The organism is Mesorhizobium sp. M0306 (genome assembly GCF_040321655.1).
Lineage (GTDB): Bacteria > Pseudomonadota > Alphaproteobacteria > Rhizobiales > Rhizobiaceae > Mesorhizobium.
The window spans coordinates 771,688-796,091 of the sequence record NZ_JAMYRY010000001.1 but is presented as its reverse complement, the minus strand read 5'-3'; the positions used below and the strand labels follow the sequence as shown (position 1 = coordinate 796,091).

Genomic DNA, 24,404 nt, shown 5'->3' with positions numbered 1-24,404 from the left:
AAAGTGCTTGGACCAGACGGCGCCATGATGCGCGGGTGGCGCTACGTCCTCTCGCGTCGGCCAACCATCTCGGCGGTCCACTCCGAAATCCGTACGGCTCGGGATAAGGTACGCCATCCTTGTGCAAAAAGCGGCCGTCGGCGTTGGTGCTCATCATGTCGATGTCGGAGCAGGTGGTGACGTCGTCGGGCCAGCGCGAACCGACTTCGAGATAGATCGCCATCGCGCCCGATTTGTTGATCATGTGATGGCCGTTGCCTGAGCCTTTCGGAAAGGCCGCGCAGTCACCGGCGCGCAACACCGTCTCGCCGGAATCTTCGATGAGCGCCAGCTCGCCTTCAAGCACGTAGACGAATTCGTCTTCGTGCGAATGCCAGTGGCGCTGGCTCGACCAGTCGCCCGGCGGCAGGCGCATGAGATTGATGCCGAAGTCGGTCAGCCCGCCGGCGTTGCCCAGCCGCTGCCGCACGCGTTCGGCACAAGGTGCATCGAACGGCGGTGGATAGGATGAGCCCTTGCGTCCGGGCACGTTGGCAACGTCGATCCTAGGCACGGTAGTCCTCCCATTTGGCAACAAAAACTATTCGTGAAGGTGGCTCAGTGCGATCGATGGTGACCCTAGTGATCCCTGGGGCGCCTTGCCTCGAACTCGGCCTTCTTGGCATCGGAGGCTTCGATCTGGTTCAGTGCCTGCCACTCGGCATAGGGCATGCCGTAGATGATGTCGCGCGACTGGTCCTTGCTGAGTTCGACACCTTCGGCTTGCGCCGCATCGCGGTACCAGTTGGACAGGCAGTTGCGGCAGAAGCCGGCGAGGTTCATCAGGTCGATGTTCTGTACGTCGGAACGCTCGCGCAGATGCGCGACCAGCCGGCGGAAGGCAGCGGCTTCGAAATCGCGCTTTTGTTCGTCGCTGAGTTCGGTCATGTTCTGTTGCCTCCCTTGGGCCTCCATCATACCGGCCCGGTGCGCGAGCCGAATATTTTCACCGCATGTATATCGGCACGTCGATCTATCGCGTCAACGATCGGCGCCAGCCGTTCGGCCCAGTCGAGGGCACCCTTGCGGTCGGCGATCAGGTCCTGGCGGATCTCGAGCAGCGCATGGGCAAAGCCGTTGACGATGGCGTGCCTGAACATGGTATCGCCGCGCAGTGCGCCGTCATAGGGTTCGTTATCGCCGACGATGAGGGTGTTGTCCTCTGAGAGCATGTGGATCAGCGGCCGTGCCACGCGGTCGTCGATGTCCCACAATATGCCGACGTGCCACGGCCGCACGAAGCCCTGCATGGTCGGTGTGAAGGAATGCACCGAAAAGATGAAGGGTGCCTGCGCGGATGCTTGCGCCACAGAGGCGATCATGGCGCCGATGGCATCATGATAGGGGCGGTAAAAGCGGTCCAGCCGTCTTTCGCGCTCCTCCGGCACCATGGGATAATTTCCCGGGATGACGGTGCCGTCATAGAGCTGGCGAATCAGCGTTGGATCGTCTTCGCCGCGATTGGGGTCGATCAGCAGTCGCGAAAAATTGGCAAGCACCGCCGGAACGCCGAGCAGACTTGCGAGTTCGCGGGTTACAGTCTCGACGCCGATGTCGTAGGCGATATGGCGGTCGAACTCCGCTGCCGGCAGGCCGAGGCTGCCATACTCCTCCGGTAGGTCGCGGCGGGCGTGATCGGCCAGAAGCACCATGCCGCGCTTGCGGTCGCCTTCGACGATGTCGAAAGGCGCGAAAACTGTGGATCGGGTCATTGGCGGGAAAGGTCTGTTCGCTGGCTTCCGGGGAGGGTGGTATGTCATTCCATGAAGAGAACGCTCGCGCAATGCCGTTGTTTGGCCACGGTTTCTGCCAAAAAACTGAGCAGGGGCGACCGCAGGCGCGCCAGAGCCTTCTAAATCGATTGGAATTGGACAGATCGGCGCGTTGACATGCGTGCGGACTTTTCCGAAAAGGGGCGTTGAGAGATGCAAATGTGGTTCTTGAGGGGTTTCGGGATGGGTTTCGCCGGCAGGCTGCGTGTGCGCCATGCCTTGGCCATGCCGCTCCTGATACCGGCCATGGGCCTTTTCGCGGTGATTTCGGCCTCGCCGGCACGGGCCGATTTCCGGGTCTGCAACGCCACGCAGAACCTGGTCGGCGTCGGCATCGGCTATCGCGCCAAGGCCGGCTGGATCACCGAAGGCTGGTGGCACATCGAAGGGTCGAGCTGCAAGACGCTGATCGAGGGACCGTTGTCATCAAGATTTTACTATCTTTATGCAGAAGACGCCGAGCGCGGCGGACGCTGGGATGGCCCGATCAACATGTGCGTGGCCGAAAAAGAGTTCAAGATCGCCGGCGTTACCGATTGCGTCGCCCGGGGCTTTCAGCGCGCCGGATTCCAGGAATATGACACGGGCGAGCAGGCAAGCTGGATGGTCCAGCTGACTGACGAGCCCGCAACGGAAGGCGCTCCAGCCGCCCCGGGAACAAACAGTCAATGAGACGCAGCCGCAAGGTCAAGATACTCGCCACCATCGGTCCGGCCTCCTCGTCCGAGGAGATGCTGAAGAAGCTGTTCGAAGCCGGCGCCGACGTGTTCCGCATCAATATGAGCCACACCGACCATGAATTGATGCGGACGCTCGTCGGCCGCATTCGTGCCGTCGAGGAGGCCGTCGGCCGGCCGATCGGCGTTCTCGCAGACCTGCAAGGGCCAAAGCTGCGCGTCGGCAAGTTCGCCAACGGCAAAGAGGTGCTGACCGTAGGCCAGACCTTCACGCTCGACGACAATCCCGAGCCCGGCAATTCGACGAGGGTCTACCTGCCGCATCCCGAAATCCTGCGTTCGGTCGAGGCTGGTCATCGCCTGCTGATCGACGACGGCAAGCTCGAGCTCAAGGCGGTCAGCAGCGACGGCAAGGCGATCGTCTGCACCGTCGTCGCCGGCACGACCATTTCCGACAAGAAGGGCGTCAGCCTGCCCGACACCGACCTTCCGGTCGGCGCGCTGACGGAAAAGGACCGCCGGGATCTCGACGCGGTTCTGGCGACCGGCGTCGACTGGGTGGCGCTGTCCTTCGTGCAGCGGCCCGAGGACCTGGCCGAGGCGCGCAAGATCGCACGCGGCCGGGCACTGATCATGGCCAAGATCGAAAAGCCGCAGGCCGTCGCCCGGCTGGCCGAGATCATCGAGCTTTCGGATGCGCTGATGGTCGCCCGCGGCGATCTCGGCGTCGAGATGCCGCTCGAAGCCGTGCCTGGCATCCAGAAGCAGATCACCCGCGCCGCGCGCCGCGCCGGCAAGCCGGTGGTGATCGCCACGCAGATGCTGGAATCGATGATCACCGCGCCGGTGCCGACGCGCGCCGAGGTGTCGGACGTGTCGATCGCCGTGTTCGAAGGCGCCGACGCGATCATGCTTTCGGCAGAGTCCGCCGCCGGCGCCTATCCGGTCGAGGCGGTGGCGATGATGAACCGGATCGCCACCAAGGTCGAAACCGACCCGACCTATGCCGGCATTATCAACGCGCAGCGCTCGGAACCGGAAGCGACCGGAGCCGACGCGATCTCGCTCGCCGCCCGCGAAATAGCCGAGACGCTGAAGCTGTCGGCGATCATCACCTATACCGCGTCCGGCACAACCGGCCTGCGCGCCGCGCGCGAGCGGCCGCAAGTGCCGATCGTGGCGCTGTCGCCGATCCTCAACACGGCGCGGCGGCTGTCGCTGTTGTGGGGCACGCATTGCGTCGTCTCCCCCGATGCCAGCGACCTCGACGACATGGTCGACCGCGCCTGCCGCATCGCCTTCGACGAGGGCTTCGGCAAGCCGGGCGACCGCGTCATCATCACGGCCGGCGTGCCGCTGAGGACGCCGGGATCGACCAACATGCTGCGCATCGCCTATGTCGGATCGGAAGTCGGCCGCTAATGTCGGCGGCGGCTGCCGGATGGACCGGCTGCATGGCGCGTCGTAAACGCGGCGCCAGCCCGGCGCATCGACGGTAGATCGACGCCGAACTCCGCCAGCTTGCACCAGCCTGTGGCCGGCCGTGAAGCGGTTCGAAGGCCCTATCCGACTTGAGCTGGAAGTCAGTTAAGGTAATCTCTCCTGGGAGAAAGAGGAGGGTGATCCAATGTGGATGCGCACTGATCTTCTGGAACTCCTCGGCATTGAGCACCCGATAATCCAGGCGCCGATGAGCGGCATCACCACGCCGGAACTCGCGGCGGCAGTCAGCAATGCCGGGGCGCTTGGCTCGCTCGGATGCGGCATTCTGCCTGCGGCGGCTATCCGCGACGGCGACACAGCACGCCACCAATCGTCCGATCAACGTCAACTTCTTTGCGCACCCGGCGCCGGCACGCGATGATGCGGCAGCCCACAGCATGCGCGACCGCCTTCGCGGCTGCTATGAGGAGGTCGGTCTCGGACCGGTGCCCGAGCCGGGCGAGCCCTTCCCCACCTTCGATCGTGAGCGTCTCGAAATTGTGCTCGAGCTGCGCCCGAAGGTGGTCAGCTTCCACTTCGGTCTACCCGACACCGCAATTGTGCAGCAGTTGAAGGCGGCCGGCAGTCCGGCAGTATTGTCTTTTGTTCGGCTACCACCGTCTCGGAAGCGCGCCAGCTTGAGGCAGGAGGGGTGGACGCCATTATCGCCCAGGGATACGAGGCGGGTGGGCACCGCGGCACATTCACTGGCGACCCTGCTATCGGCACAGCCGGCACTATGGCACTCGTACCGCAGATTGTTGATGCCGTGGGGGTGCCTGTAATTGCCGCCGGCGGTATCTTCGACGGTCGCGGCATTGCTGCCAGCTTTGCACTTGGTGCATCTGGTGTGCAGATCGGCACGGCTTTCCTGGCCTGTCCTGAAGCCAATGTGCAGCCAGTCTATCGCGTAGCATTGCGCTCGGCCAACGACGAGAGCACGTCGGTGACTCGCTGCTTCACTGGCCGCCCAGCGCGCGTGGTGCGCAACCGGTTTGTGATGGAAATGGCTGGTGAGGAAGATGCTGCGCTGGCGTTTCCGCTACAGGCGAGTCTGGTCATGCCGCTTTCGATGGCAAAGGATGAAAGCAAGCGGGCTGACTTCTTGCCTATTTGGGCCGGGCAGGGCGTTGCGAAGCTGCGGGAAATGCCGGCCGCCGCCCTTGTGGAGAAACTCGTCACGGAAGCAAGCGGCATAGATCGGGCCTGTAGGGGAATAGGGGAATAGGGGAATAGGGGAATAGGGGAGTAGGGGAGTAGGGCGCATGTGTTCCACAGTGCAATCTGCACCTCTCACATACTGCCTCACTCCCCTATTCCCCTACTCCCTTACTGGTCTCAAATGCCTTCGCCGGCAAGCTCCTCGGAAAGTGCGGCGACCTGGTCCTGGGCGCTGCGCATCATCGGATAGATCCCGAGAACGCGCTGCCAGGCCTCGAGCGCCGACTGCTTGTGGCCGGTTTCGGCCATGATCTGGGCCAGGCCCGAAAGCGCGCCGAAATGGCGTGGTTCGAGCTGCAGGGTGCGGTCGATGTCCGCCATCGACTTCCCGTAGTTCTTCATCATGAAATGAACAGTGGCGCGCCGGTTCCAGCCTTCCGCATAGGTCGGCTGCAAAGTCACCACCTGATCGAGGAAATCGAGTGCAACATCGAATTTCTGGTTTTCAATCGCCTTTTGCGACCATTGCATCATCAGGTCGATAGAGGCGCTGCCCGACTGGGACCACTCGCTGCCGATGCGTCCGGCGATGCGCTCGGCCGCCTTTTCATTACGTTCGCGCTTGAGATCGGCAAACAGCTGATCGAGCCGCGCCTGTTTCGTCTTGACGACCGGAGGGGCTGTCGGCGGAGCTGTTGTCGGATCTTCAGCCCACGCCGGCAGCGAGACAGCGCCGGAAACGAGGAAAGCCGTGAAAAATGCAAAAAGAATCCGCATCGCGGGAATCTAGCCCCCGACGCCGGATCGTCAAACTGAATTTAGCGTGAGAGGCGTATCATGCGCACGGAGGCACGTAGCCTCCGGTCGAAAACTCAACCTTGGCGCGCCTTGTAGCGCGGCGCCGTCTTGTTGATGATGTAGACGCGGCCCTTGCGACGAACCAGCTGGTTGTCGCGGTGACGCGCCTTCAACGCCTTGAGCGAATTCTTGATCTTCATGGTCTTGCCCGTCGGTCTGGGCCCGGTCCCGGGCCGAATTATTAAGGCGCGCCCACAGACGCGCCTTTGAACTGTGTGTGGCTCATAGACGAGGAGCCTTGCCCGTGTCAACCGCAAGTGCTTGCCGTGAGCGTGTTGCCTAAACGATACGGACCGTTTCGTATCATCAAAGTATCCGCCGCTGGGGCCTGCGGCATTGCGCGGGCTTGAGACGGCTGGAATGATGCGGTTGCCGCGAATTGGAGATCATCAGCGCCGAATTCTTGTGTCCGCCTGTCTTGTCGTCTTTGCGGCAGGTTCTGTTGCCCATGCGCAGGAATGCGACCGCAACGACGACAGCCAGCAGATGATGAACATCTGCGCCGACGAGGACACCAAATCCGCCGACGTTAAGCTCAACAAGGCCTACCAGGATCTCATCGGCGGAAGCGATGCAAAAGCCAGGAGGCTGTTGCAGACGGCGCAGCGCGCCTGGATCGCCTTTCGCGACGCGGAATGCAGCTATTCCGCCGCGGACAGCGAAGGCGGCTCGATCTATCCGATGCTGGTATCGGAATGCCTGACACGGCTGACCGACGACCGCACCAAGCAGCTCACCGCCGATTCGACCTGCGCGGAAGGCGATGTGAGTTGCGCCAGTCCCGACGAGGACGAGAGCGGCGACATCCAGTAAGCGTAGGTTCTAACTTTTTGTTTGAGCATGATCTCTTCCGAAAACCGGATTCCACCTTTCGCTAGCGCGGACCTTCGGTTCGGGATCATGCTCTAGCTGCGGCGGCTCACGCGCGTAAAATGGCCCATCTTGCGGCCGGGCCGCGCCTCGGCCTTGCCATAGAGGTGCAGCATCAGATCGGGCTCGGCGAGCAGCTCAGGAACGCGCCGGACATCGTCGCCGATCAGGTTTTCCATGACGCAGTCGAACTGCCGGGCGGGATTTCCCAGCGGCAGGCCGGCGACGGCGCGGATGTGCTGCTCGAATTGCGAGACGGTGCAGGCGGCCTCCGTCCAGTGGCCGGAATTGTGGACGCGCGGCGCTATCTCGTTGGCCAGCAGCGAACCGTCGGCAAGGACAAAGAATTCGACGCCGATGACGCCGACATAGTCGAGCGCCGCAAGGATCTCTGCCGCCGCCGTTTGAGCCGCAGCCGCCGTCTCGGACTTTACTTCGGCCGGCAGCGTCGAGCTGTGAAGAATACCGTTGCGATGGACATTCCACGCTGGATCGTAGGCGGCGAGCGAGCCGTCGATGCCGCGCGCAGCGATCACCGAAATCTCGCGCTCGAAGGTGACGAAGGATTCCAGGATCAACGGCACGTTGCCCATCGCCTCGCAAGTGCCGGCAAAGCCGCCTGTTTCCATGTTGCGGAAGACACGCTGGCCCTTGCCGTCATAGCCCATGCGGCGCGTCTTCAATATGCCGCTGCCGTTGAACTTTTTCAGCGCAGCCGTCAGTTCGTCGTCATTGTCGACGGGGCCGAAATCCGCGGTCCGTATGCCGATGCCGTTAAGGAATTTCTTTTCCGCCAGCCGGTCCTGCGCCACTTCCAGTGCGCGTGCCGGCGGATAGACCGGCACCGTAGAGGCCAGTGCCGCGGCGGCCGCGACCGGAACGTTCTCGAATTCATAAGTCACGACGGCACTGGCCGCAGCCAGCTCGCCAAGCGCGGCCGCGTCGTCATAGGCGGCGACGATCTGCCGGTTGGCGACCTGTGCCGCCGGGCAATCCGGCTGCGGCTCCAGCACGACGATGCGGTAGCCGAGGCGGGCCGCAGCCATCGCCAGCATGCGGCCAAGCTGGCCGCCGCCGATGATGCCGATGGTCGATCCCGCCAGCAGACTCACGGCGCGTCCGTGGGCTCTGCGGCGACCTTGGCGGTCTGCGCGGCGCGCCAGCTATCCAGCCGGGCGGCAAGCTTTTCGTCGCTCAGTGCCAGCACCGCGGCAGCCAGAAGGGCGGCGTTGGCAGCGCCGGCCTTGCCGATGGCCAAAGTGCCGACCGGAATGCCGGCCGGCATCTGCACGATCGAAAGCAGCGAATCCTGGCCGGACAGCGTCTTCGATTCCACCGGCACGCCGAACACCGGCAGCGGCGTCATCGCCGCCGTCATGCCGGGCAGATGCGCCGCACCGCCGGCACCGGCGATGATCACCTTGTAGCCGGCCGCCTTGGCGCCCTTGGCGAAGTCATAGAGCCGGTCGGGAGTGCGGTGGGCCGAGACGATCAGCCGCTTGTGCGGAACGCCAAGCGCGTCAAGCGTTTCGGCGGCGTGGCGCATCGTCGCCCAGTCGGACTGGCTGCCCATGATGATGGCGACGTCGGCGCGTTGATCGTTCAAGCTTCTGCTCCCCGGCGGCAAAGGCGCGCATTAGCGGAATTCGTCGGGAGCCGCAAGGATGGCCAGAAAGGGAAAGCCGCTTGTGCCGTTTCGGTCGCTACGCAAATGGCTAACGGGCGGCGGTGGTCATCGGGCGGCCGCTGCTCGGAAGCGGTTGACGAAGTCGTCAAGTTCAGGCCGTTCGGTATCGGAAATCGCCCAGTAAGAAAAGGCACTGTCGCTCCAGTGGACCAGCGAGAAGCCACCAGCAGAAAGATCGACCGGTCCGGCTGTCGAGCCGCTTTCCTCGGGCGCGGCGACGAGAGTGATCAGGTGCTCGCGGTGCCGGTAGACCAGTGCCGGCACCGGCCGATCGGCGATCACCTCGACCCGGCCGCCGAGCAATGTGAAACCGTCATTGGCAAGATCGGGCGCCGGTGGCGACAGGCCGACCCGGGCATCGAGCCAAGGTTTTACGGTATGCCGGTCCGACGAGACGACGTCCACCGGACTGGCTGCCAGCAGGCTGCGGCGGTGGCCGCTGGCGACCGCGGCGGCAAAGCTGTCGGGCGCCCTGCTCAGCATCATCCATTGCGTCGCGCCGCTGGCCAGCACGGCGGTAACGATGATCGACGCCGCCAGCGCGCGCCAGTCGAACGCGCCAAATCGGTGCACCGCTCTGTGCGCCGGCAGCACTCGAGCGGCGGGCGCCGGCGCCGACAGCACTTTCTCCGTACCGGCTGTCCCGATTGCAGCGATGCGAGCCTTGAAATCCTCACGGGCGTCGGGCCTCGGCAGCCCGCCGACGGCGTTCTGCAGCGCAACGATGCGGGCATGCTCAGCGGCGAGCGCCGGATCGGCGGCGATGCGTCGCTCGACGGCCAATGCCGCTGCTGCGTCGAGCTCGCCATCGACCAATGCATGGATCATCAGCTCCATGCCCGCCGGGTCATCGGGCAGTCCATCATTGTGCGCGCTCATGGCGCCCTCCCAAGTTGGGATATCAGCAGGCCGCGCGCCCTCGCCAGGCGCGACATCACCGTGCCTAGCGGGACGCCAAGCAGCGTCGCGATCTCGCGATAGCTGAGGCCGTTGATGTCCCGCAGCACCAGGGTCTCGCGAAATTGCTGCGGCAGCGCGGCGATTGCCGCCTCGAGTGCCGCCGCATCGACCTTGGCGATCAGGCTTGCCTCAGGACTGTCGGTATCCGGCAGGCCGACGCCGTACGCAGCCGTCATGTCGTCGAGATCGTTCAGGTCGCCGACGGCGACGATACTGCGCGGCCGGTTGCGCGCCAGCCAGGAGTAACAGGCGTTGCGCACGATCGCCAGCAGCCAGGCCCGGCCATTGCCGCCGGCATAGCCGGCGATGCCCGCATGCGCCTTCAAACATGCCTCCTGCACCACATCCTCGGCGTCGGCGGCGTTGCCGGTCAGCCAGCGGGCAAGCGCAAGCGCATCCGCGAGATGGGGTAGAACCACCTCGCGAAAGCGCTCGGCCGCGGCCTCTTGGTTCAACACCGTCGCATCGCCCGGCATCCCGGGCAGAACCTTCCGAACATCCTCACGGAGCGACGGTGATCCTGCCCTGCATGTGCGGGTGAAGCCCGCAGAAATAGGCATAGTCGCCCACTTTGGTGAAGGTGAAGGCATATGTGTCACCGGTGTCAAGCGCCTTGGAGCGAAACGAGGCATCGTTGGCGACCACCAGATGCGGGATGTCGTCGTCATTCTCGAAGGTCACAGTAGTGCCCTGCTTTACCGTCAGCACCGCCGGTGTGAAGGCAAAGTTCTCGATCTTGACCATTGGCTGGTCTGCTGCGTTCAGTGGCATAGCAACCATTATCAGGATCGCCGCCAAACCGAACGCGACAGGGGATACGACGAAGAGGCGGGCTGGAAAGCGGATCATTGCATTTCCCCTCAGGCCAGCGTGCTGTCGATGATGGCGAGGTCCTGCCCGCCTTGCTTGACCGTCACGCTGCTTGTGCCGAGCAGGCTGCGCAACTGGCCGGCAGGTACCGTCATCGGCCCGGGTGAGGCTGCGGTGCCCGGCGCCGGTTGCGGGAAAGCGGTCGAGCGCGCGGTATGAAAGGTAACGTTGCCTTCGACCTTCTGCATGATCTGGTGGATATGGCCGTTGAGTATGGTGACAGAGCCGAAGCGCTTGAGCAGGGCCAAGGCCTGCGCCGCGTCGTCGGTGCCCCAGCCCCATTCGGGATAAACAGCCCATAGCGGGATGTGGGCAAAGACGACGATTGGCGTCGAGGCGGTGACCGCCTTCAGATCATCGGCCAACCATGCCAACTGGTCGGCGCCGAGATTGCCGAGCCCGCCAGCCTTCAGGTTGACGACGTTGACAAGCCCAATGAAATGGACGCCGTTCTGGTCGAACGAATACCAGCCGGCGCCCTTGGTGCCCTTGCCGTAGCGGTCGAGATAGGCCTGGCCATTGCCGTCATCGATCAGGTCGTGCTCACCTGGCACATAATGCACGTCGAAGCCTGCGCCGCCGATGATCTGGGCAGCGTTGTCGAACTGAGCGGCCTTCGACAGATGGGTGATGTCGCCGGTGTGGATCATGAAAGCGGGCTTTTGCGGCAGCGCCTGGATCTTGCCCATGGCCTCCTTCAGCGTGTCGATAGCGTGCGGGTTGGCAGCCTTGTCGAAGCCGATGTGGCTGTCGGAGATCTGGAGGAAAGTGAAGCCGGTGGCCAAGGCCTCGGCGGCTTGCGCCGCGCCGAGCAGGCTGAGCGAAACCGGCACGCCGGCCGAAATGGTCCACAGCACTCCCGTGCCGGCCCAGATCATGCATTCCAGTGCATGACGGCGGCTGATGCCGTCAGCTTCATTGTCGTGGTGGTGGGTCATACCGGTCTCCTGCAACGCCGGAAATGGCGTCTGCTTGGGAGACCTGCGAAGGAGGTGGTTTATTCCCGTTCGAGGACAAGGCAGTCATTCACAGTGCCGTGATGGTGCGGCGGGTGGTTGGCGAAGCCGGACTGGAGAAGGAGGCCAGGTGAGCCGTCGTGGCTAGTCAGGCCAGCGCAACGCGCCGGCGGACTGCTTGCGAGCGGGTTTCATCGCATCCGCGGGCCGATCGGCAGCGCTCAATATAGCCCGCAGGCGTTCGGCGACGATCTCCGCCTCGCCGGCATGGAGATTGCACGGATCAAGGAAGAAGTGACCGCGCTCGACCTCGTGGTTGCGAACGATGACGGGTGGCGAGCCCGCCGCCAGTGCCGAGGCCAGCCCGGCTGCGGTGAACCGGCTTTCGGGCGCAACAAACACCTGCAGGCGGTCGAGAGGATTTCCGGTCGGATCGGGAATGATGTTTGCTGCGATGCCGGGCAGGCCCTGCAATGCGGTTTGCCACAGATGCAGTGCGGCTTCTTCCCGCCGGCGGATGCCGGCATGGTCGCGCCGTTCCCAGGCTTCCAGGGCCGCCATGGTGCCGGCAATGCTCTCCTTGCCGACCTTCATGGCGCGCGCGACGCCACGATTCTGCAGATAGGCGGCCCGCACCAGATCCTTGCGGCCGGCCACGATGCCGCTTGTCGGCCCTGAGAGAAATTTGTGCCCGCTGTAGACGACAATGTCGGCGCCGCGCGCCAGAAAGCCGCGCAAATCGTATTCCGAGGCGGCGTCGACGATCACCGGCACGCCCCTGGCGTGGCAAATCTCGCAGAACTCCTCGAGCGAGAGCATGCCGTATTGCACGGTGTGGTGCGCAACGACGTAGAGGGCTGCCGCCGTCCGGTCCCGGATCGCGTCGGCAACATGATAATCCTGGGTGACGCTGACCGTGCCGGCAGGCACTGCCTTGGCTCCGGCAAGCCGGATCGACTGGTCGATCGGCGCGCCATAATTGACGATATGGCCAAGCTGGACGATGACCTCCGATTTGAGGCCCTCGGTGTCGTCCGGCAGCCGCTCGATCGCAAGAAGGCTGGTTCCGGTCATCGCCCCGGCAATCGCCATGGTTATGCCGCTGGCGCAGCACGCGGTGATGAAGCCGGCCTCGCCGCCGGTGAGGCGTGCAATCACAATACTTGCGGCGCGCTGCAGATCGTCCATCTCGACCCATTGCGAGGCGATTTCCGACATTGCAGCAATTGCTTCCGGTACGATGATCGAAGCGCCGAGCGCCGTCATCGTGCCGGAAACATTGATAATCGGGCGAAGGCCAAGCCGTTCGCGGATTGTCGTGTTGGAACGGTCAGCGGCATAGGTCGTCATCTCTGTAGATCCTGTTTCGAAAGATTTCAGGCGGCGATCTCGACGACCGCCTCGATTTCAACTGTGATGTTGCCCGGCAGCGAGCCGACACCGATTGCCGAACGGGCGTGTCCGCCAAGCGTATCAAAGACGGCGGCGAAAAGATCGGAACAGCCATTGACCACCTTGGGGTGCTCGCTGAATGTCGGCGTCGCATTGACAAAGCCAAGCAGCTTGACGACGCGCACGATGCGGCCGAGGTCGCCGGCCGCCGCATGCATGACGGCGAGCAGGTTCAGGCCGGTCAGACGGGCATGATCATAGGCCTCCTCCACGCTGACATCCTCGCCGACCTTGCCGGTGCAGAGCGCGCCATCGGCGCGCAACGGCCCCTGGCCGGAGAGGAAGATCAGCCGTCCGCTCTCGGCATAAGTGACGAAGTTGGCGATGGGCTTCGGCGGCTCGGGCAGTGTCAGGCCCAATTCCGCGAGCCGGATGTAAGGCGTCATAAAAGCTCCTTGCGACAGCTTTCGCCGTCCGATGTCAAAAATGCGAGGCGCGAAACCGCGCCAGGAAACTGCGAAGGCGTTCATTGTCGAACCCCGCCGCCAGAATCTCGGCGGGTGGTCCGACGGCGCTGACGCCGCCATCCGCCATGAAAACGATGCGGCTCGATGCGTCGCGCGCAAAAGCCATTTCATGCGTGACCATCAGCATCGTCATGCCGTCTTCGGCGAGGCTGCGCACGACCTCGAGCACCTCGCCAACCAGTTCGGGGTCGAGCGCCGAAGTTATCTCGTCGAGAAGCAATATCTTCGGCTCCATCGCCACGGCGCGGGCGATGCCGACGCGCTGCTGCTGGCCGCCGGAAAGCTCGGCCGGCAGACTGTCGGCTTTGTGGGCGAGGCCGACCCGGCCGAGCCAGTGCTCGGCAATGGTGCGGGCCTCGGCATTGCTCTTGCCGCGCACCTTGCGCAGGCCAAGCATGATGTTGCCGGCCGCAGTCAAATGCGGGAACAGATTGAAGCTCTGGAACACCATTCCGGTCTCGGCTCGCATCGCAGCCAGGTCGCGCTCGCTGCGTCGCTGGTGTGTTCCCGTCTCGCGATAGCCGACCTCCTTGCCATCGATACGGATCGAGCCGCTGTCGTAGCTCTCCAGGAAGTTGACGCAGCGCAGCAGCGTGGTCTTGCCGCTGCCGGAGGGGCCGATGACCGTCACCACCTCGCCGCGTGTCACCTGCAGGCTGACGGAGCGCAGGACCTCGACGGATCCAAAGGCTTTGGAAACCTCGGTGACATCGAGAAGTGCCGGATTCTGGTGCGAGGCGTTGGACATCTTGCTATTCCCGGATGAAGGAGAAACGCCGCTCCAGGCGCCGGCTGGCCAAGGAGAGGGCGTAGTTGACGGCGAAGTAGACGAGCGCGCCGAGAATGTAGAGCGGCATCGCCTCATAGGTGCGGCCGATGACCTGGTTGATCGCCTGCATGAGGTCGGTGATGCCGAGCAGCGAGACCAGCGCGCTGCCCTTCACCGCGTCGGTGACGCCATTGATCCAGGGTGGCAGGAAGCGCCTGAACGCCTGCGGAAAAATGACGTAGGCCAGCCGCTGGCGAAAGGTCAGTCCGATCGCCATCGCCGCCTCGGACTGACCCTTGGGAATCGAGCCGACGGCGCCGCGTAAATATTCGACGACCTGTGCGGTCTTGAACAGGGTGAGGGCGAGTACGGCCGCCCAAAAGGATTCCAGATGCAGCCCCACCGCGGGCAGGCCGTAATAGACGAAGAAGATCAGCACCAGGATCGGAATGCCGCGTATGGTGTCGCTGAAGATGCGCACTGCCCAGCGCAGCGGAGCCGGACCGTAGACAAGGCCGACGCCCATCAGCACGCCGGCGATGAGCGATAACACCACGACCAGCAGCGACACCCACAAAGTTACGGCAAAGCCTTCGGCGAGGAACGGCAAGGCGTAGATGATCTGGCTCAGCATGTCAGCGCGCCGCCTTGAACCGGCGCTCGACCAGCCGCAGCGCGAAAAGCAGCGCGTAGCCGGTCAACAGGTACATCGCAGTCACCACCAGATAGACCTCGACAATGCGGAACGTGTTGAAGTTGATCCACTGGGCGCCATAGGTGAGTTCAGGTACCGAGATGACCGACGCCACGGACGTATCCTTGAAGAGCGATATGAATGTGTTGGAAAGCGCCGGCAGGGTTATGCGCAGCATCGTCGGCAGGCGCACATGGAGCAGCCTTTGCCATGGCGTCAGGCCGATTGCCTTGCCGGCGTCGAGCTGCCCGCGCGGCACCGCCTCGAGCCCCGAGCGAAACACCTCGACCAGGTAGGCGCCGCTGTAGAGCGACAGCGTGGCAATGAATGAGGTTTGCGCGCTGTAGGCAATGTCGACCACCGTCGGCAAGCCGTAGAAGACCAGATAGACGAGCAGGATCAGCGGCACGTTGCGGATGAACTCGACATAGCCCGCGATGATGGTCCGCACCGCACGTCCGGCCGACACGTACCAGACCGCCAGAACGAGCCCGATGACGATGCCGATCGCGATCGAGATGACGGCCAGTTCGAGGCTTAGCAGCAGTCCGCCCCAGAGCTTGTCGAAATGCCGCCAGATCAGGTTGAAGTTGAGGGTATAACCCATGCGTCCTCGTCATGGAGGGCTGTGATGAGAGAAGGCGGAAGGACGTTGTCCTTCCGCCTGCTTGCATCAGATGACCGGGAAACCGGGATGGCGCGCCGGCGGCTCCTGTCCGAAATAATCCTTGAACGCAGCGTCGTAGAGTGCCGTTTCATGGCCGAACATGGCGATGGTGAAGGTCTGGTTGACGAAGGTCAGCCAGTCGAGGTCGCCCTGCCGCAGCGCAGCACCATAAAGCATCGAGAACCAGCTCTTGCCGGCATCGAAGTACTTATCCGGATTGCGCGAGGCGAGCCAGCGCACCGTTGACAGATCGACCGCGGCGGCGTCGACTCGCTTCGATTCCAGTGCCTGCAGCACATTGGCCTGCGTGTCTATCTGCATCACCTGCGACTCCGGCAGGACGATATGCACGTTTGCCTCGGCATCGACGTTTTGCAGGATGGAAATCCGGGTCGCCGAACCGCCGGCAAGCAGCTTGTCGAAGGTCTTGTTTTCGGCGTTCGGAAGGGTCAGCAAGGCGATGCCTTCGACGTAGTAGGGCCGGGAGAAGTGGATCAGCTGCGAGCGCTGGGCGGTCATGGTCATGAACTGGATGGTGATGTCGACCTTGTTGGTGGTCACGTTTGGAATGCGCTGAGCCGGATCCTGCATGACGAATTCCACTTTGGTCGGATCGTCGAAAAGCCCCTTGGCGAGAATGCGACCCATGGTGATGTCCATGCCGACCAGTTCGCCGGCGTCGTTCTCGAAGTGCCAGGGCGCGTTGGTGCTGCCGGTGCCGACGATCACCTTGCCGCGCTCGAGAACGGTGCGCAGCAGGCTGTCGGGCGCTGCCTGGGCCGCCGCTTTCCGAACGTCGACCGCGGTAGCGACGCTCATCACTCCGGCCGTTGCAAGCCCGGCCATTCCCAGTTTCAGAAATTCACGCCTTTTGGATGTGTCGTTCACGACGACCTCCTCTCGTGTTGTGTTCCCCTTTGGACCAGCAATACAGCATCGGTTGCAACTGGCATCATTGTCCCTTACAAGAGACTGCTGTACTCTGTACAAGACAGATTAACATCAGGAATCGATAATGCAAGATGGCAATGCCTTGGCCGCTCGATCGGACGTCGGTCTGGACGAGGACAAGAATTCGGGTTCCCGGGAGAAGGGCCTCAACCGGGTCCTGCAGATTCTGGAGTTTCTTCACGCGACCCAGCGCGCAATCGGCATTGGCGATCTTGCCAAGGGGGTGAACGCGCCGCGTTCGACGACTTACACGCTTGTGCGCTCACTGGTCGACGCTGGCCTGCTGGAGATGGCCGGAGACGGCAATCGGGTCTATTTCGGAAAGAAGCTTTATCTCTACGGAATGGACTATGTACGGGGCAACGACCTGCTCAGGCGAGGGCGCCAGGAAGTCGACCATTTGTCGCGCGAGACCGGCGAGACCTCGGAGTTGTGCATGTTGCAGAGCGGCCGCTACACCATCGTCCATTCAAGCCCGGGAACGAGGCCATTCAGGATCAGCTCGGCGACGGGTCTGCAAATACCGCTTCCCTGGACAGCGTCCGGGCGGCTGCTCCTCGCCGGCTTCGACAGGGCGGCGATCGAGGATATGGTCTCGGAAGACGATCTCGTACTGCCGGACGGCCGCAGGTTGCGGCTCGACGACTTCATAGCCGACATCGCCGTCGCCAAATCGGCCGGCTACTGCGTCACCTCCGGCCTTGTCGATGCCTACACAAAATGCCTGGCCGCGCCGGTCTTTTCAGCGCCGGGCAGGGTCGAGGCGACGATGTGCCTGGTGGTTCCCATCGATACCTCGCCCGTAAAGACCGACGATCTGATAGCGCTGTTGCGCGAGCGCGCCGCACGGCTTTCGATCGCGGCATAGGTCGCCTTCCAACAGGCCGGCGCCGGCGTTCGTTCAAGCAATAATGTCTGGAATGATCTTGTCTTCCAGCGCCATCAGCCTGTCCTTCAGGAAAAGCTTCTTTTTCTTCATGCGCTGGATCTGCAGCGGGTCGCAATTCACGGCGATCATCGCATTGATGGCCGCGTCGAAATCGGCGTGTTCCTGCTTCAGCCGGGAATATTCAAGGCGGATATCTGCCTGTTCCTGATCGGACATTTTTACCGTCTGCACGTCTGCGGCGCCCAAACTATGGGCCTGATTGGGCGGGACCGGGTCTTCTTGCACCGGCGCGCAGCCCATACCACATTTCATATTGTCGTGGAATGCTACCACGCAGCATTCGACATCGGTGCTCGATGGTGGCAGACTGTCATTATGCCGTCACAGAAAGCGAGCCTGCGGTGGACGCGCCCCTGGCGGCTGCAATCGAGGAAACCATGAAAGGGAGAACCAATCATGTCTCTTGCATCCCATCTTGATGAGCTGCAGCGGAAACACGGCGACATCGAACGGGAAATCGACGATGCGATGACCCATCCATCGGTAGACGACCTCGAAATCGTGAATCTCAAGCGGCGCAAGCTGGCGCTCAAGGACGAGATTGAAAAACTGAAGGCGAAACCGACGACGCACTGAAGCCCTTCCAGGACTAGCAGCGCCGCCCGGCGCGCGATCTTTCCGGTGGCATCGCTATGCTGCCGGAAACACTCGTGGATTTGCGGCAAGCTGCCGTCTTGTCATTACCGATTTGCCAGGTCTGCGCGCCAGTCGCCATTGACAAGCCATCTTTGCTCCTCCACCTCATGCCCGGACCTTCAAGATTAAAGGCAGCCGGCATGACCGGATATTTTTCCTCACCCTTCCCACGCCGCAGGTCGGTCGGTGTCGATGTCGGCGGCGTGATGGTCGGTGGCGGCGCGCCGGTCGTCGTTCAGTCGATGACCAACACCGACACGGCCGATGTCGACCAGACGGTCGCGCAGGTGGCGGCGCTGCATCGCGCCGGCTCCGAGATCGTGCGCATAACCGTCGATCGCGACGAAAGCGCTGCCGCCGTACCGGCCATCCGCGAGCGGCTGGAACGGCTCGGCATCGACGTGCCGCTGGTCGGCGATTTCCATTATATCGGCCACAAGCTCCTGGCCGATCATCCGGCCTGCGCCGAGGCACTGGCCAAATACCGTATCAACCCCGGCAATGTCGGATTCAAGGACAAGAAAGACCGGCAGTTCGCGGCGATCGTCGAGATGGCGATCCGATACCACAAACCGGTGCGCATCGGCGTCAACTGGGGCTCGCTCGACCAGGAACTGCTGACCCGGCTGATGGACGACAACCAGGCCCAGGGCTTTCCGCTTACCGCGCAGGAAGTGACGCGCGAGGCAATCGTGCAGTCGGCGATCCTGTCGGCCGAAATGGCCGAAGAGATTGGCCTTGCCCGCGAGAAAATCATCCTATCGGCCAAGGTCAGCGGCGTGCAGGATCTGATCGCCGTCTACACCGAGCTTGCCACCCGTTCCGACCATGCGCTGCACCTCGGCTTGACGGAGGCGGGCATGGGCTCGAAAGGCATCGTCGCCTCGTCCGCCGCCATGGGCATCCTGCTCCAGCAAGGCATCGGCGACACCATCCGCATCTCGCTGACGCCGGAGCCGAACGGCGACCGCACGCGCGAGGTGCAGGTATCGCAGGAGCTGTTGCAGACCATGGGCTTCCGGCAGTTCGTGCCGATCGTCGCCGCCTGCCCGGGCTGCGGCCGCACGACCTCGACCGTGTTCCAGGAGCTTGCCCAGAACATTCAGGCCGACCTGCGCAAGAACATGCCGGTGTGGCGCGAACAATATCCCGGCGTCGAGAACCTCAAGGTCGCGGTGATGGGTTGCATCGTCAACGGTCCGGGCGAATCCAAACATGCCGATATCGGCATTTCGCTGCCCGGCACCGGTGAGACGCCGACCGCCCCGGTGTTCGTCGACGGCAAGAAGGCGGCGACGCTGCGCGGCCCGTCTATCGCCGCGGATTTCGAGAAAATGGTTTCCGACTACATCGAACGGCGGTTTGGGCAACACGGCAAAGCCGCGGCGGAGTAGTTCGATGCGGCGTTTGCTTGGGGCGACGCTGGTTGTCATTTGCGGGCTGGGCTGGGCGACAGCCGTCCAGGCCGATCCGCCGCGGCCCGCCAAGCAGAAGCTGATCGATCGCGTTTGCGATCTTATCGAGACGCATGCCGACCAGAACGGCCTGCCCAGGGATTTCTTTGCCCGGCTGATCTGGAAGGAAAGCCGTTTCGATCCCAATGCGGTCAGCCCCGTCGGCGCGGAGGGTATCGCCCAATTCATGCCGGGTACCGCCAAGATGCGCAGGCTCGCCAATTCCTTCGACATCGAACAGGCGATCCCGGCCTCGGCAAAATACCTCGCCGAAATGAAATCCGGTTTCGGCAATCTCGGCCTCGCCGCCGCAGCCTACAATGCCGGCGAGAGCCGGGTGACGCGCTGGCTGAATTCCGGCGGCTTCCTGCCGATGGAGACCGAAAGCTACGTTTTGGACGTCATGGGCGAGCCGGCCGACAAGTTCACCGATGCCGCGTATGCCGGCGTCATCCGGCCGCTCGACAAGAAGGCGAGTTTCTCTGCCGCTTGCCGCGAGCTGCCGGTGATCATGTCCAGAACCGTGCCGATGTCGTCGATCAACATCAAGCCGTGGGGCGTGCAGGTGGCCGGCAATTTCCGCCGGGCCGCGGCGCTCAATCAGTGGAGCAACGTGAAGCGCCGGTTTCCAGCCTTGCTCAGCGGTCGCGATCCGGTGGTCAGCCGGGTGCGCACACCGATCGGCAGGCGCGGCATCTATGCGGTGCGGATCGGCGCCGACACCAAAGCCAAGGCCGACGATATTTGCCAGAAACTGCACAGTGTGGGCGGCGCATGCATCGTGGTGCGCAATCGGTAAGCCATATGTCGGTGCGTTTCGCGCCATTGCTGCCCCATCTCGCTCCCCGTGGGCACTTCGTCCTCGACACGTGAATCATATTTTCCGTGAACCGTTAGGCAGGTCTTGCATCGTCGTCGATGCGGGGTAAGGTCCCCGCGATTTTTCGTGAAAGGGATCAGCATGGCCGGCTTCAAGACACTGGACGACATCGGCAATATCAGCGGCAAGCGTGTGCTGGTGCGTGTCGACCTCAACGTTCCCATCACCGAGGGCAAGGTCACCGATGCCACCCGCATCGAGCGAATTGCGCCGACTATCACCGAGCTCTCCGGCAAGGGCGCCAAGGTGATCCTGCTTGCCCATTTCGGCCGGCCCAAGGATGGACCGGCGCCGGAATTCTCGCTCGGGCCGATCGCCAAGGCGACGGCTGACGTGCTCGGCCGTCCGGTTGGCTTTGCCGCCGACTGCATCGGCGACAAGGCGGCGAGCGCCGTCGCCGCCATGGACAGCGGTGACGTACTGCTGCTCGAGAACACCCGCTTCCATAGGGGCGAGGAGCAGAACGACCCGGCCTTCACCGAAAAGCTCGCCGCCAACGGCGACATTTTCGTCAACGACGCCTTCTCCGCTGCGCACCGCGCCCACTCGTCGACGGAAGGGCTGGCGCATGTGCTGCCGGCCTTCGCCGGCCGTACCATGCAGACCGAGCTCGACGCGTTGGAAAAGGGTCTTGGCAATCCCGTCCGTCCGGTTGTCGCCATCGTCGGCGGGGCCAAGGTCTCGACCAAGATCGACCTGTTGATGAATCTGGTGAAGAAGGTCGACGCGCTGGTCATCGGCGGCGGGATGGCCAACACGTTTCTCGCGGCACGCGGCACCGACGTCGGGAAATCCTTGTGCGAGCATGATCTCGCGACCACCGCCAAGCAGATCATGATCGAGGCGGCCGAGGCCGGCTGCGCCATCATCCTGCCCGCCGACGGCGTTGTCGCCAGGGAGTTCAAGGCCGGCGCCACCAACGAGACCGTCGCCATAGCAGACGTGCCGGCCGACGGCATGATCCTCGACGTCGGCGCAAAGACCGTGAAAACCATTGCCGAATGGATCGACCGTGCCGCGACGCTGGTCTGGAACGGGCCGCTCGGCGCCTTCGAGATCGAGCCGTTCGACCATGCAACGGTGGCGACGGCCAGGCACGCGGCAGCGCGCACCAAGGCCGGCAGACTGGTCTCGGTCGCTGGCGGCGGCGACACGGTGGCGGCGCTCAACCATGCCGGCGTCAGCGACGATTTTACTTATGTCTCGACGGCCGGCGGCGCTTTCCTCGAATGGATGGAAGGCAAGCCCTTGCCCGGCGTCGACGTCTTGAAGCGCTAACTGCGGCAGCAATAGCAGTGCGAAGGAGTGCGCCCGCGACTTTCAATCGATTCGCGCTTCTCCGGCGAAATGGTTCGACTTGAACCTGCGTTGCTCTGGTGGTCTGCTGGGCGCGGATCAATTCTTTCAGGAGAAGCACGATGAGCGAACGTCTCGAGGACATTGCCGCCGCGATGGTGGCCAATGGCAAGGGCCTGCTGGCTGCCGACGAGAGCTCCGGCACCATCAAGAAGCGCTTCGACGTCATCGGCGTCGAGTCGACCGCCGACAGCCGCCGCGACTATCGCGAGATGATGTTCCGCGCCAGCGATGCAATGACCAAGTACATTTCCGGCGTCATCCTCTACGACGAGACCATTCACCAGAGGGCCGCCGACGGCACACCGCTGGTCGACATCATCAAGGCATCAGGCGCTATCCCCGGCATCAAGGTCGACGCCGGCGCCAAACCGCTAGCGGGCTTTCCCGGCGACACCATCACCGAAGGCCTGGACGGCCTGCGCGAACGCCTCGCCGATTATTACAAGCTTGGCGCCCGCTTCGCCAAATGGCGCGCGGTGATCGACATCGATGTTGCCAAGGGCGTGCCTTCCGCCACGTCGATCGGCTCGAACGCCCATGCGCTCGCCCGTTACGCCGCGCTTTGCCAGGAAGCCGGCATCGTGCCAATCGTCGAGCCGGAGGTGCTGATGGACGGCGCCCACAACATCGACACGTGCTACGAGATCAGCAAGGCGACACTTACAAAGTTGTACACCGAGCTCTATGCGGCCCGCGTCGTGCTCGAAGGCACCATCCTGAAACCGAACATGGTCCTCGCCGGCAAGAAATCGGGCAAGGTCAGCAGCCCGGAGGAAGTCGCCGAAAAGACCATAAAACTGTTCCGCGAGACGGTGCCGGCCGCGATCGGAGGCATCGCCTTCCTGTCAGGGGGACAATCGGACGAGGAGGCGACCGCCAACCTCAATGCCATCAACGCCATCGGCCCGCATCCCTGGAAGCTGACCTTTTCCTATGGCCGCGCCTTGCAGGCCGCTCCGCAGAAGGCCTGGAGCGGTAAGGCGGCGAATGTCGCCGCCGCGCAGGCCGCCTTCGCCCATCGCGCCCACATGAACCATCTGGCAGCGCTTGGACAATGGCAGCCGACGCTTGAGCAAGCCGCCTGACCGAAAACATCTTGCGTTTCTCTCGACCCGGGCCACGTGCCCGGGTTTTTGTTTGAAAGCAGCAAGGCCTGCAATTTCTTGCAACTGAAATGCAGCTCGGTGTCGGCATTCCTCGCGGCCGAACGTCCTCCGTGAAAAGAGGAGCAGACCGATGCCAAACAACAAGACCGTATCGCAGGAAGAGTGGTTTCAGGCGCGCAAGGCGCATCTGGCGCGCGAAAAGGAATTGACGCGCTTTCGCGACCGCGTCGCCGCCGAACGCCGCGAATTGCCGTGGCTGAAGATCCGCAAGGACTACGTCTTCGAGACCGAGCAAGGGCCAAAGAAACTGCCTGACCTGTTTGGCGGCAGCAGCCAACTGATCGTCTACCATTTCATGTTCGGGCCGGGCGCCGATTATCGCTGCGAAGGCTGCTCATTCCTTGCCGATCATATCGACGGCGCCAACCAGCATCTCAGGCACCACGACGTCTCACTTGTCGTGGTAGCACGGGCGCCATTGGCCGAATTGCTGCCTTACAAGCAGCGCATGGGCTGGAAATTCGACTGGGTGTCGTCCTACGCCTCGGACTTCAACTTCGATATGCAGGTGTCATTCACGGACAAGCAGATCGCGGCCGGCGACACGACCTACAATTTCGAGCGGCGCGCGCGGAGATCGAAAGACCTTCCCGGCACCAGCGTGTTCTATCGCGACGAGAAAGGCGACATCTTCCTGACTTTCATCTCGCGCTCCCGAGGCGGCGATCCGCTGATCGGCGCCTATCACTATCTCGACCTGACGCCGAAAGGCCGCAACGAAACTGGCCCGCATCATAGCCTCGGCGACTGGGTGCGGCTGCATGACGAGTACGAAGACCAATCCGGGACGCATGACGGTTGCCATTGAGGCGACAAGGGTGTCGCTGCAAGGTCGTTCACCTTCAGTGCAACATGCGCTAAGTGCTGTTCGCTATGCCCTAAAAGGGACTTGCCATGCGGCGCATTCCGACCCTTCTCACCTGGCTCGCCTTTCCGGTCTATGTCTGGCAAGGACTTGGCGTGCGTCGCCGCACCACCCGCATGCTGCCGGCACAAGGTCCGGTCATGCACGAGATATCTGGCGTGGCGCCAGCAATCTCGGTTCTGGTGCTTGGCGATTCCTCCGCCGCCTCGGTAGGCATCGGCAATTCCGAAAACGGATTGGCCGCGCAACTGGCGGTTCTGATTGCGCAACGCACCGGCCGCACCGTGCGCTGGCGGGCGGCCGGCTTCAACTCGGCAACCTCTGGCCAGATCCGCGATCATGTGCTGCCCAATCTATCGGCCGATCCGTGGACGCATATCGTGCTGGCGATCGGCACCAACGACACCAAGAATTTTCATTCGGTACCGCGCTTCAAGCGCGAGTTTGGCGGCCTGCTCTACGCGCTGCGCGCCAAATGGCCGGAGGCGCGCGTCGTATGGTCGCCGGTGCTGGAGTTCACCCGGGCGCCGGCAATGCCGCCGCTGCTCGGCAACATCCTCGAAATCCGCGCCGCCGAAATGAACCGGATGGGCGAGCGCCTTTGCCTCGAGCGCGGCGCCATACCGGCGCCCCGCCTGCCGATCACCGATGCCGATGCCGGCTTCGCATCGGATGGATTTCATGCTTCGGAAGCCGGCTACCGAGCCTGGGCGGAACATCTGGTCAGCCTGGTGGTCGCCAACGAACCGGGCGTCGCGTAGCG

General features: G+C 63.2%; 30 protein-coding genes and 2 pseudogenes. 14 read left to right on the top strand and 18 right to left on the bottom strand.

Annotation, left to right across the window (positions count from 1 at the left end; translation table 11 throughout):
- Positions 1-97 precede the first annotated feature (97 nt).
- From NKI95_RS04155 to NKI95_RS04145, 3 genes and pseudogenes are all read right to left on the bottom strand, one after another.
- A pseudogene (locus NKI95_RS04155) lies at positions 98-553 on the bottom strand (cupin domain-containing protein); the annotation flags it as partial.
- 65 nt (positions 554-618) lie between these two features.
- Entirely contained in the window at positions 619-927 is a 309-nt protein-coding gene (locus NKI95_RS04150) for a DUF1244 domain-containing protein (RefSeq protein WP_352714369.1), read from the bottom strand.
- Between the two features lie 26 nt (positions 928-953).
- A complete protein-coding gene (locus NKI95_RS04145; protein ID WP_352714367.1) occupies positions 954-1,751 on the bottom strand; it encodes an N-formylglutamate amidohydrolase in 798 nt (265 codons plus the stop codon).
- Between the two features lie 285 nt (positions 1,752-2,036).
- On the opposite strand from NKI95_RS04145, the gene NKI95_RS04140 reads away from it, so the two are divergent.
- From NKI95_RS04140 to NKI95_RS04120, 5 genes and pseudogenes are all read left to right on the top strand, one after another.
- A complete protein-coding gene (locus NKI95_RS04140) occupies positions 2,037-2,483 on the top strand; it encodes a DUF1036 domain-containing protein (protein ID WP_502909107.1) in 447 nt (148 codons plus the stop codon).
- On the top strand, positions 2,480-3,910 hold the full coding sequence (gene pyk, locus NKI95_RS04135) for a pyruvate kinase (protein ID WP_352714365.1): 1,431 nt from the start codon (positions 2,480-2,482) through the stop codon (positions 3,908-3,910). The genes NKI95_RS04140 and pyk overlap by 4 nt, the downstream gene beginning before the upstream one ends.
- Positions 3,911-4,115: 205 nt before the next feature.
- A complete protein-coding gene (locus NKI95_RS04130; protein WP_352714363.1) occupies positions 4,116-4,352 on the top strand; it encodes a nitronate monooxygenase in 237 nt (78 codons plus the stop codon).
- Positions 4,261-4,497, top strand: a pseudogene (locus tag NKI95_RS04125) (hypothetical protein); the annotation flags it as partial. The gene NKI95_RS04130 and the pseudogene NKI95_RS04125, both read left to right, overlap by 92 nt.
- A 68-nt stretch (positions 4,498-4,565) precedes the next feature.
- On the top strand, positions 4,566-5,198 hold the full coding sequence (locus tag NKI95_RS04120) for an NAD(P)H-dependent flavin oxidoreductase (RefSeq protein WP_352714590.1): 633 nt from the start codon (positions 4,566-4,568) through the stop codon (positions 5,196-5,198).
- A gap of 110 nt (positions 5,199-5,308) precedes the next feature.
- Here NKI95_RS04120 and NKI95_RS04115 read toward each other — a convergent pair whose 3' ends face one another.
- Both NKI95_RS04115 and ykgO read right to left on the bottom strand, forming a co-directional pair.
- Entirely contained in the window at positions 5,309-5,908 is a 600-nt protein-coding gene (locus NKI95_RS04115; RefSeq protein ID WP_352714361.1) for a tetratricopeptide repeat protein, read from the bottom strand.
- 95 nt (positions 5,909-6,003) lie between these two features.
- Positions 6,004-6,129 carry a type B 50S ribosomal protein L36 gene (ykgO, locus tag NKI95_RS04110; protein WP_006327841.1) on the bottom strand — a complete coding sequence of 42 codons (126 nt, stop codon included), beginning with the start codon at positions 6,127-6,129 and terminating at the stop codon, positions 6,004-6,006.
- Between the two features lie 265 nt (positions 6,130-6,394).
- Between ykgO and NKI95_RS04105 the strand changes: the two genes are divergently transcribed.
- Positions 6,395-6,802, top strand: a complete 408-nt coding sequence (locus NKI95_RS04105) for a lysozyme inhibitor LprI family protein (RefSeq protein WP_502909104.1) — start codon at positions 6,395-6,397, stop codon at positions 6,800-6,802.
- 92 nt (positions 6,803-6,894) lie between these two features.
- Here the strand turns inward: NKI95_RS04105 and NKI95_RS04100 are convergent, their stop codons facing one another.
- The 12 genes from NKI95_RS04100 to NKI95_RS04045 all read right to left on the bottom strand — a co-directional run bounded on the left by NKI95_RS04100 (position 6,895) and on the right by NKI95_RS04045 (position 16,269).
- Positions 6,895-7,971, bottom strand: coding sequence for a 5-(carboxyamino)imidazole ribonucleotide synthase (locus tag NKI95_RS04100; protein WP_352714359.1), 1,077 nt, complete (start codon positions 7,969-7,971; stop codon positions 6,895-6,897).
- Complete coding sequence (gene purE / locus NKI95_RS04095; RefSeq protein ID WP_352714357.1) at positions 7,968-8,465, bottom strand: 5-(carboxyamino)imidazole ribonucleotide mutase; 498 nt, start codon at positions 8,463-8,465, stop codon at positions 7,968-7,970. Before purE ends, NKI95_RS04100 begins: the two co-directional genes overlap by 4 nt.
- Positions 8,466-8,591: 126 nt before the next feature.
- Positions 8,592-9,425, bottom strand: coding sequence for an anti-sigma factor family protein (locus NKI95_RS04090; RefSeq protein WP_352714356.1), 834 nt, complete (start codon positions 9,423-9,425; stop codon positions 8,592-8,594).
- Positions 9,422-9,982 carry a sigma-70 family RNA polymerase sigma factor gene (locus NKI95_RS04085; protein WP_352714354.1) on the bottom strand — a complete coding sequence of 187 codons (561 nt, stop codon included), beginning with the start codon at positions 9,980-9,982 and terminating at the stop codon, positions 9,422-9,424. Before NKI95_RS04085 ends, NKI95_RS04090 begins: the two co-directional genes overlap by 4 nt.
- Positions 9,983-10,007: 25 nt before the next feature.
- Entirely contained in the window at positions 10,008-10,355 is a 348-nt protein-coding gene (locus NKI95_RS04080) for a cupredoxin domain-containing protein (RefSeq protein WP_352714352.1), read from the bottom strand.
- Between the two features lie 11 nt (positions 10,356-10,366).
- A complete protein-coding gene (locus tag NKI95_RS04075) occupies positions 10,367-11,314 on the bottom strand; it encodes a metallophosphoesterase family protein (protein ID WP_352714350.1) in 948 nt (315 codons plus the stop codon).
- Between the two features lie 162 nt (positions 11,315-11,476).
- Positions 11,477-12,682 (bottom strand): aminotransferase class V-fold PLP-dependent enzyme, encoded by a 1,206-nt coding sequence (locus tag NKI95_RS04070; RefSeq protein WP_352714348.1) that lies wholly within the window; start codon positions 12,680-12,682, stop codon positions 11,477-11,479.
- A gap of 26 nt (positions 12,683-12,708) precedes the next feature.
- A complete protein-coding gene (locus tag NKI95_RS04065; protein WP_292655697.1) occupies positions 12,709-13,170 on the bottom strand; it encodes a RidA family protein in 462 nt (153 codons plus the stop codon).
- 34 nt (positions 13,171-13,204) lie between these two features.
- Positions 13,205-13,999: an amino acid ABC transporter ATP-binding protein gene (locus NKI95_RS04060; protein WP_352465755.1), complete on the bottom strand. Its 795-nt coding sequence runs from the start codon at positions 13,997-13,999 to the stop codon at positions 13,205-13,207.
- Positions 14,000-14,003: 4 nt separating this feature from the next.
- Positions 14,004-14,654: an amino acid ABC transporter permease gene (locus NKI95_RS04055; RefSeq protein ID WP_292655692.1), complete on the bottom strand. Its 651-nt coding sequence runs from the start codon at positions 14,652-14,654 to the stop codon at positions 14,004-14,006.
- 1 nt (position 14,655) lies between these two features.
- Entirely contained in the window at positions 14,656-15,321 is a 666-nt protein-coding gene (locus tag NKI95_RS04050) for an amino acid ABC transporter permease (protein WP_352714346.1), read from the bottom strand.
- A 66-nt stretch (positions 15,322-15,387) separates the two neighbouring features.
- Positions 15,388-16,269, bottom strand: a complete 882-nt coding sequence (locus tag NKI95_RS04045; RefSeq protein WP_352465757.1) for a transporter substrate-binding protein — start codon at positions 16,267-16,269, stop codon at positions 15,388-15,390.
- A gap of 127 nt (positions 16,270-16,396) precedes the next feature.
- On the opposite strand from NKI95_RS04045, the gene NKI95_RS04040 reads away from it, so the two are divergent.
- Positions 16,397-17,200: an IclR family transcriptional regulator gene (locus NKI95_RS04040; RefSeq protein WP_352714344.1), complete on the top strand. Its 804-nt coding sequence runs from the start codon at positions 16,397-16,399 to the stop codon at positions 17,198-17,200.
- Positions 17,201-17,233: 33 nt separating this feature from the next.
- Here the strand turns inward: NKI95_RS04040 and NKI95_RS04035 are convergent, their stop codons facing one another.
- Positions 17,234-17,437 carry a YdcH family protein gene (locus NKI95_RS04035; RefSeq protein WP_352465789.1) on the bottom strand — a complete coding sequence of 68 codons (204 nt, stop codon included), beginning with the start codon at positions 17,435-17,437 and terminating at the stop codon, positions 17,234-17,236.
- Between the two features lie 240 nt (positions 17,438-17,677).
- Here NKI95_RS04035 and NKI95_RS04030 point away from each other — a divergent pair, with 240 nt between their 5' ends.
- The 7 genes from NKI95_RS04030 (at position 17,678) to NKI95_RS04000 (ending at position 24,402) form a co-directional block, all read left to right on the top strand.
- Positions 17,678-17,857 carry a YdcH family protein gene (locus NKI95_RS04030; RefSeq protein WP_023678481.1) on the top strand — a complete coding sequence of 60 codons (180 nt, stop codon included), beginning with the start codon at positions 17,678-17,680 and terminating at the stop codon, positions 17,855-17,857.
- A gap of 200 nt (positions 17,858-18,057) precedes the next feature.
- Entirely contained in the window at positions 18,058-19,311 is a 1,254-nt protein-coding gene (gene ispG / locus NKI95_RS04025; RefSeq protein WP_352714342.1) for a flavodoxin-dependent (E)-4-hydroxy-3-methylbut-2-enyl-diphosphate synthase, read from the top strand.
- Between the two features lie 4 nt (positions 19,312-19,315).
- On the top strand, positions 19,316-20,170 hold the full coding sequence (locus NKI95_RS04020; protein ID WP_352714340.1) for a lytic transglycosylase domain-containing protein: 855 nt from the start codon (positions 19,316-19,318) through the stop codon (positions 20,168-20,170).
- A gap of 162 nt (positions 20,171-20,332) precedes the next feature.
- A complete protein-coding gene (locus tag NKI95_RS04015; protein WP_352714587.1) occupies positions 20,333-21,529 on the top strand; it encodes a phosphoglycerate kinase in 1,197 nt (398 codons plus the stop codon).
- Between the two features lie 140 nt (positions 21,530-21,669).
- The gene (locus NKI95_RS04010; protein WP_352714338.1) at positions 21,670-22,695 is read left to right on the top strand and encodes a class I fructose-bisphosphate aldolase; all 1,026 of its coding nucleotides are present in this window, start codon (positions 21,670-21,672) and stop codon (positions 22,693-22,695) included.
- Positions 22,696-22,846: 151 nt separating this feature from the next.
- A complete protein-coding gene (locus NKI95_RS04005) occupies positions 22,847-23,584 on the top strand; it encodes a DUF899 domain-containing protein (protein WP_352714336.1) in 738 nt (245 codons plus the stop codon).
- 86 nt (positions 23,585-23,670) lie between these two features.
- The gene (locus tag NKI95_RS04000; protein WP_352714334.1) at positions 23,671-24,402 is read left to right on the top strand and encodes an SGNH/GDSL hydrolase family protein; all 732 of its coding nucleotides are present in this window, start codon (positions 23,671-23,673) and stop codon (positions 24,400-24,402) included.
- Positions 24,403-24,404: the final 2 nt, after the last annotated feature.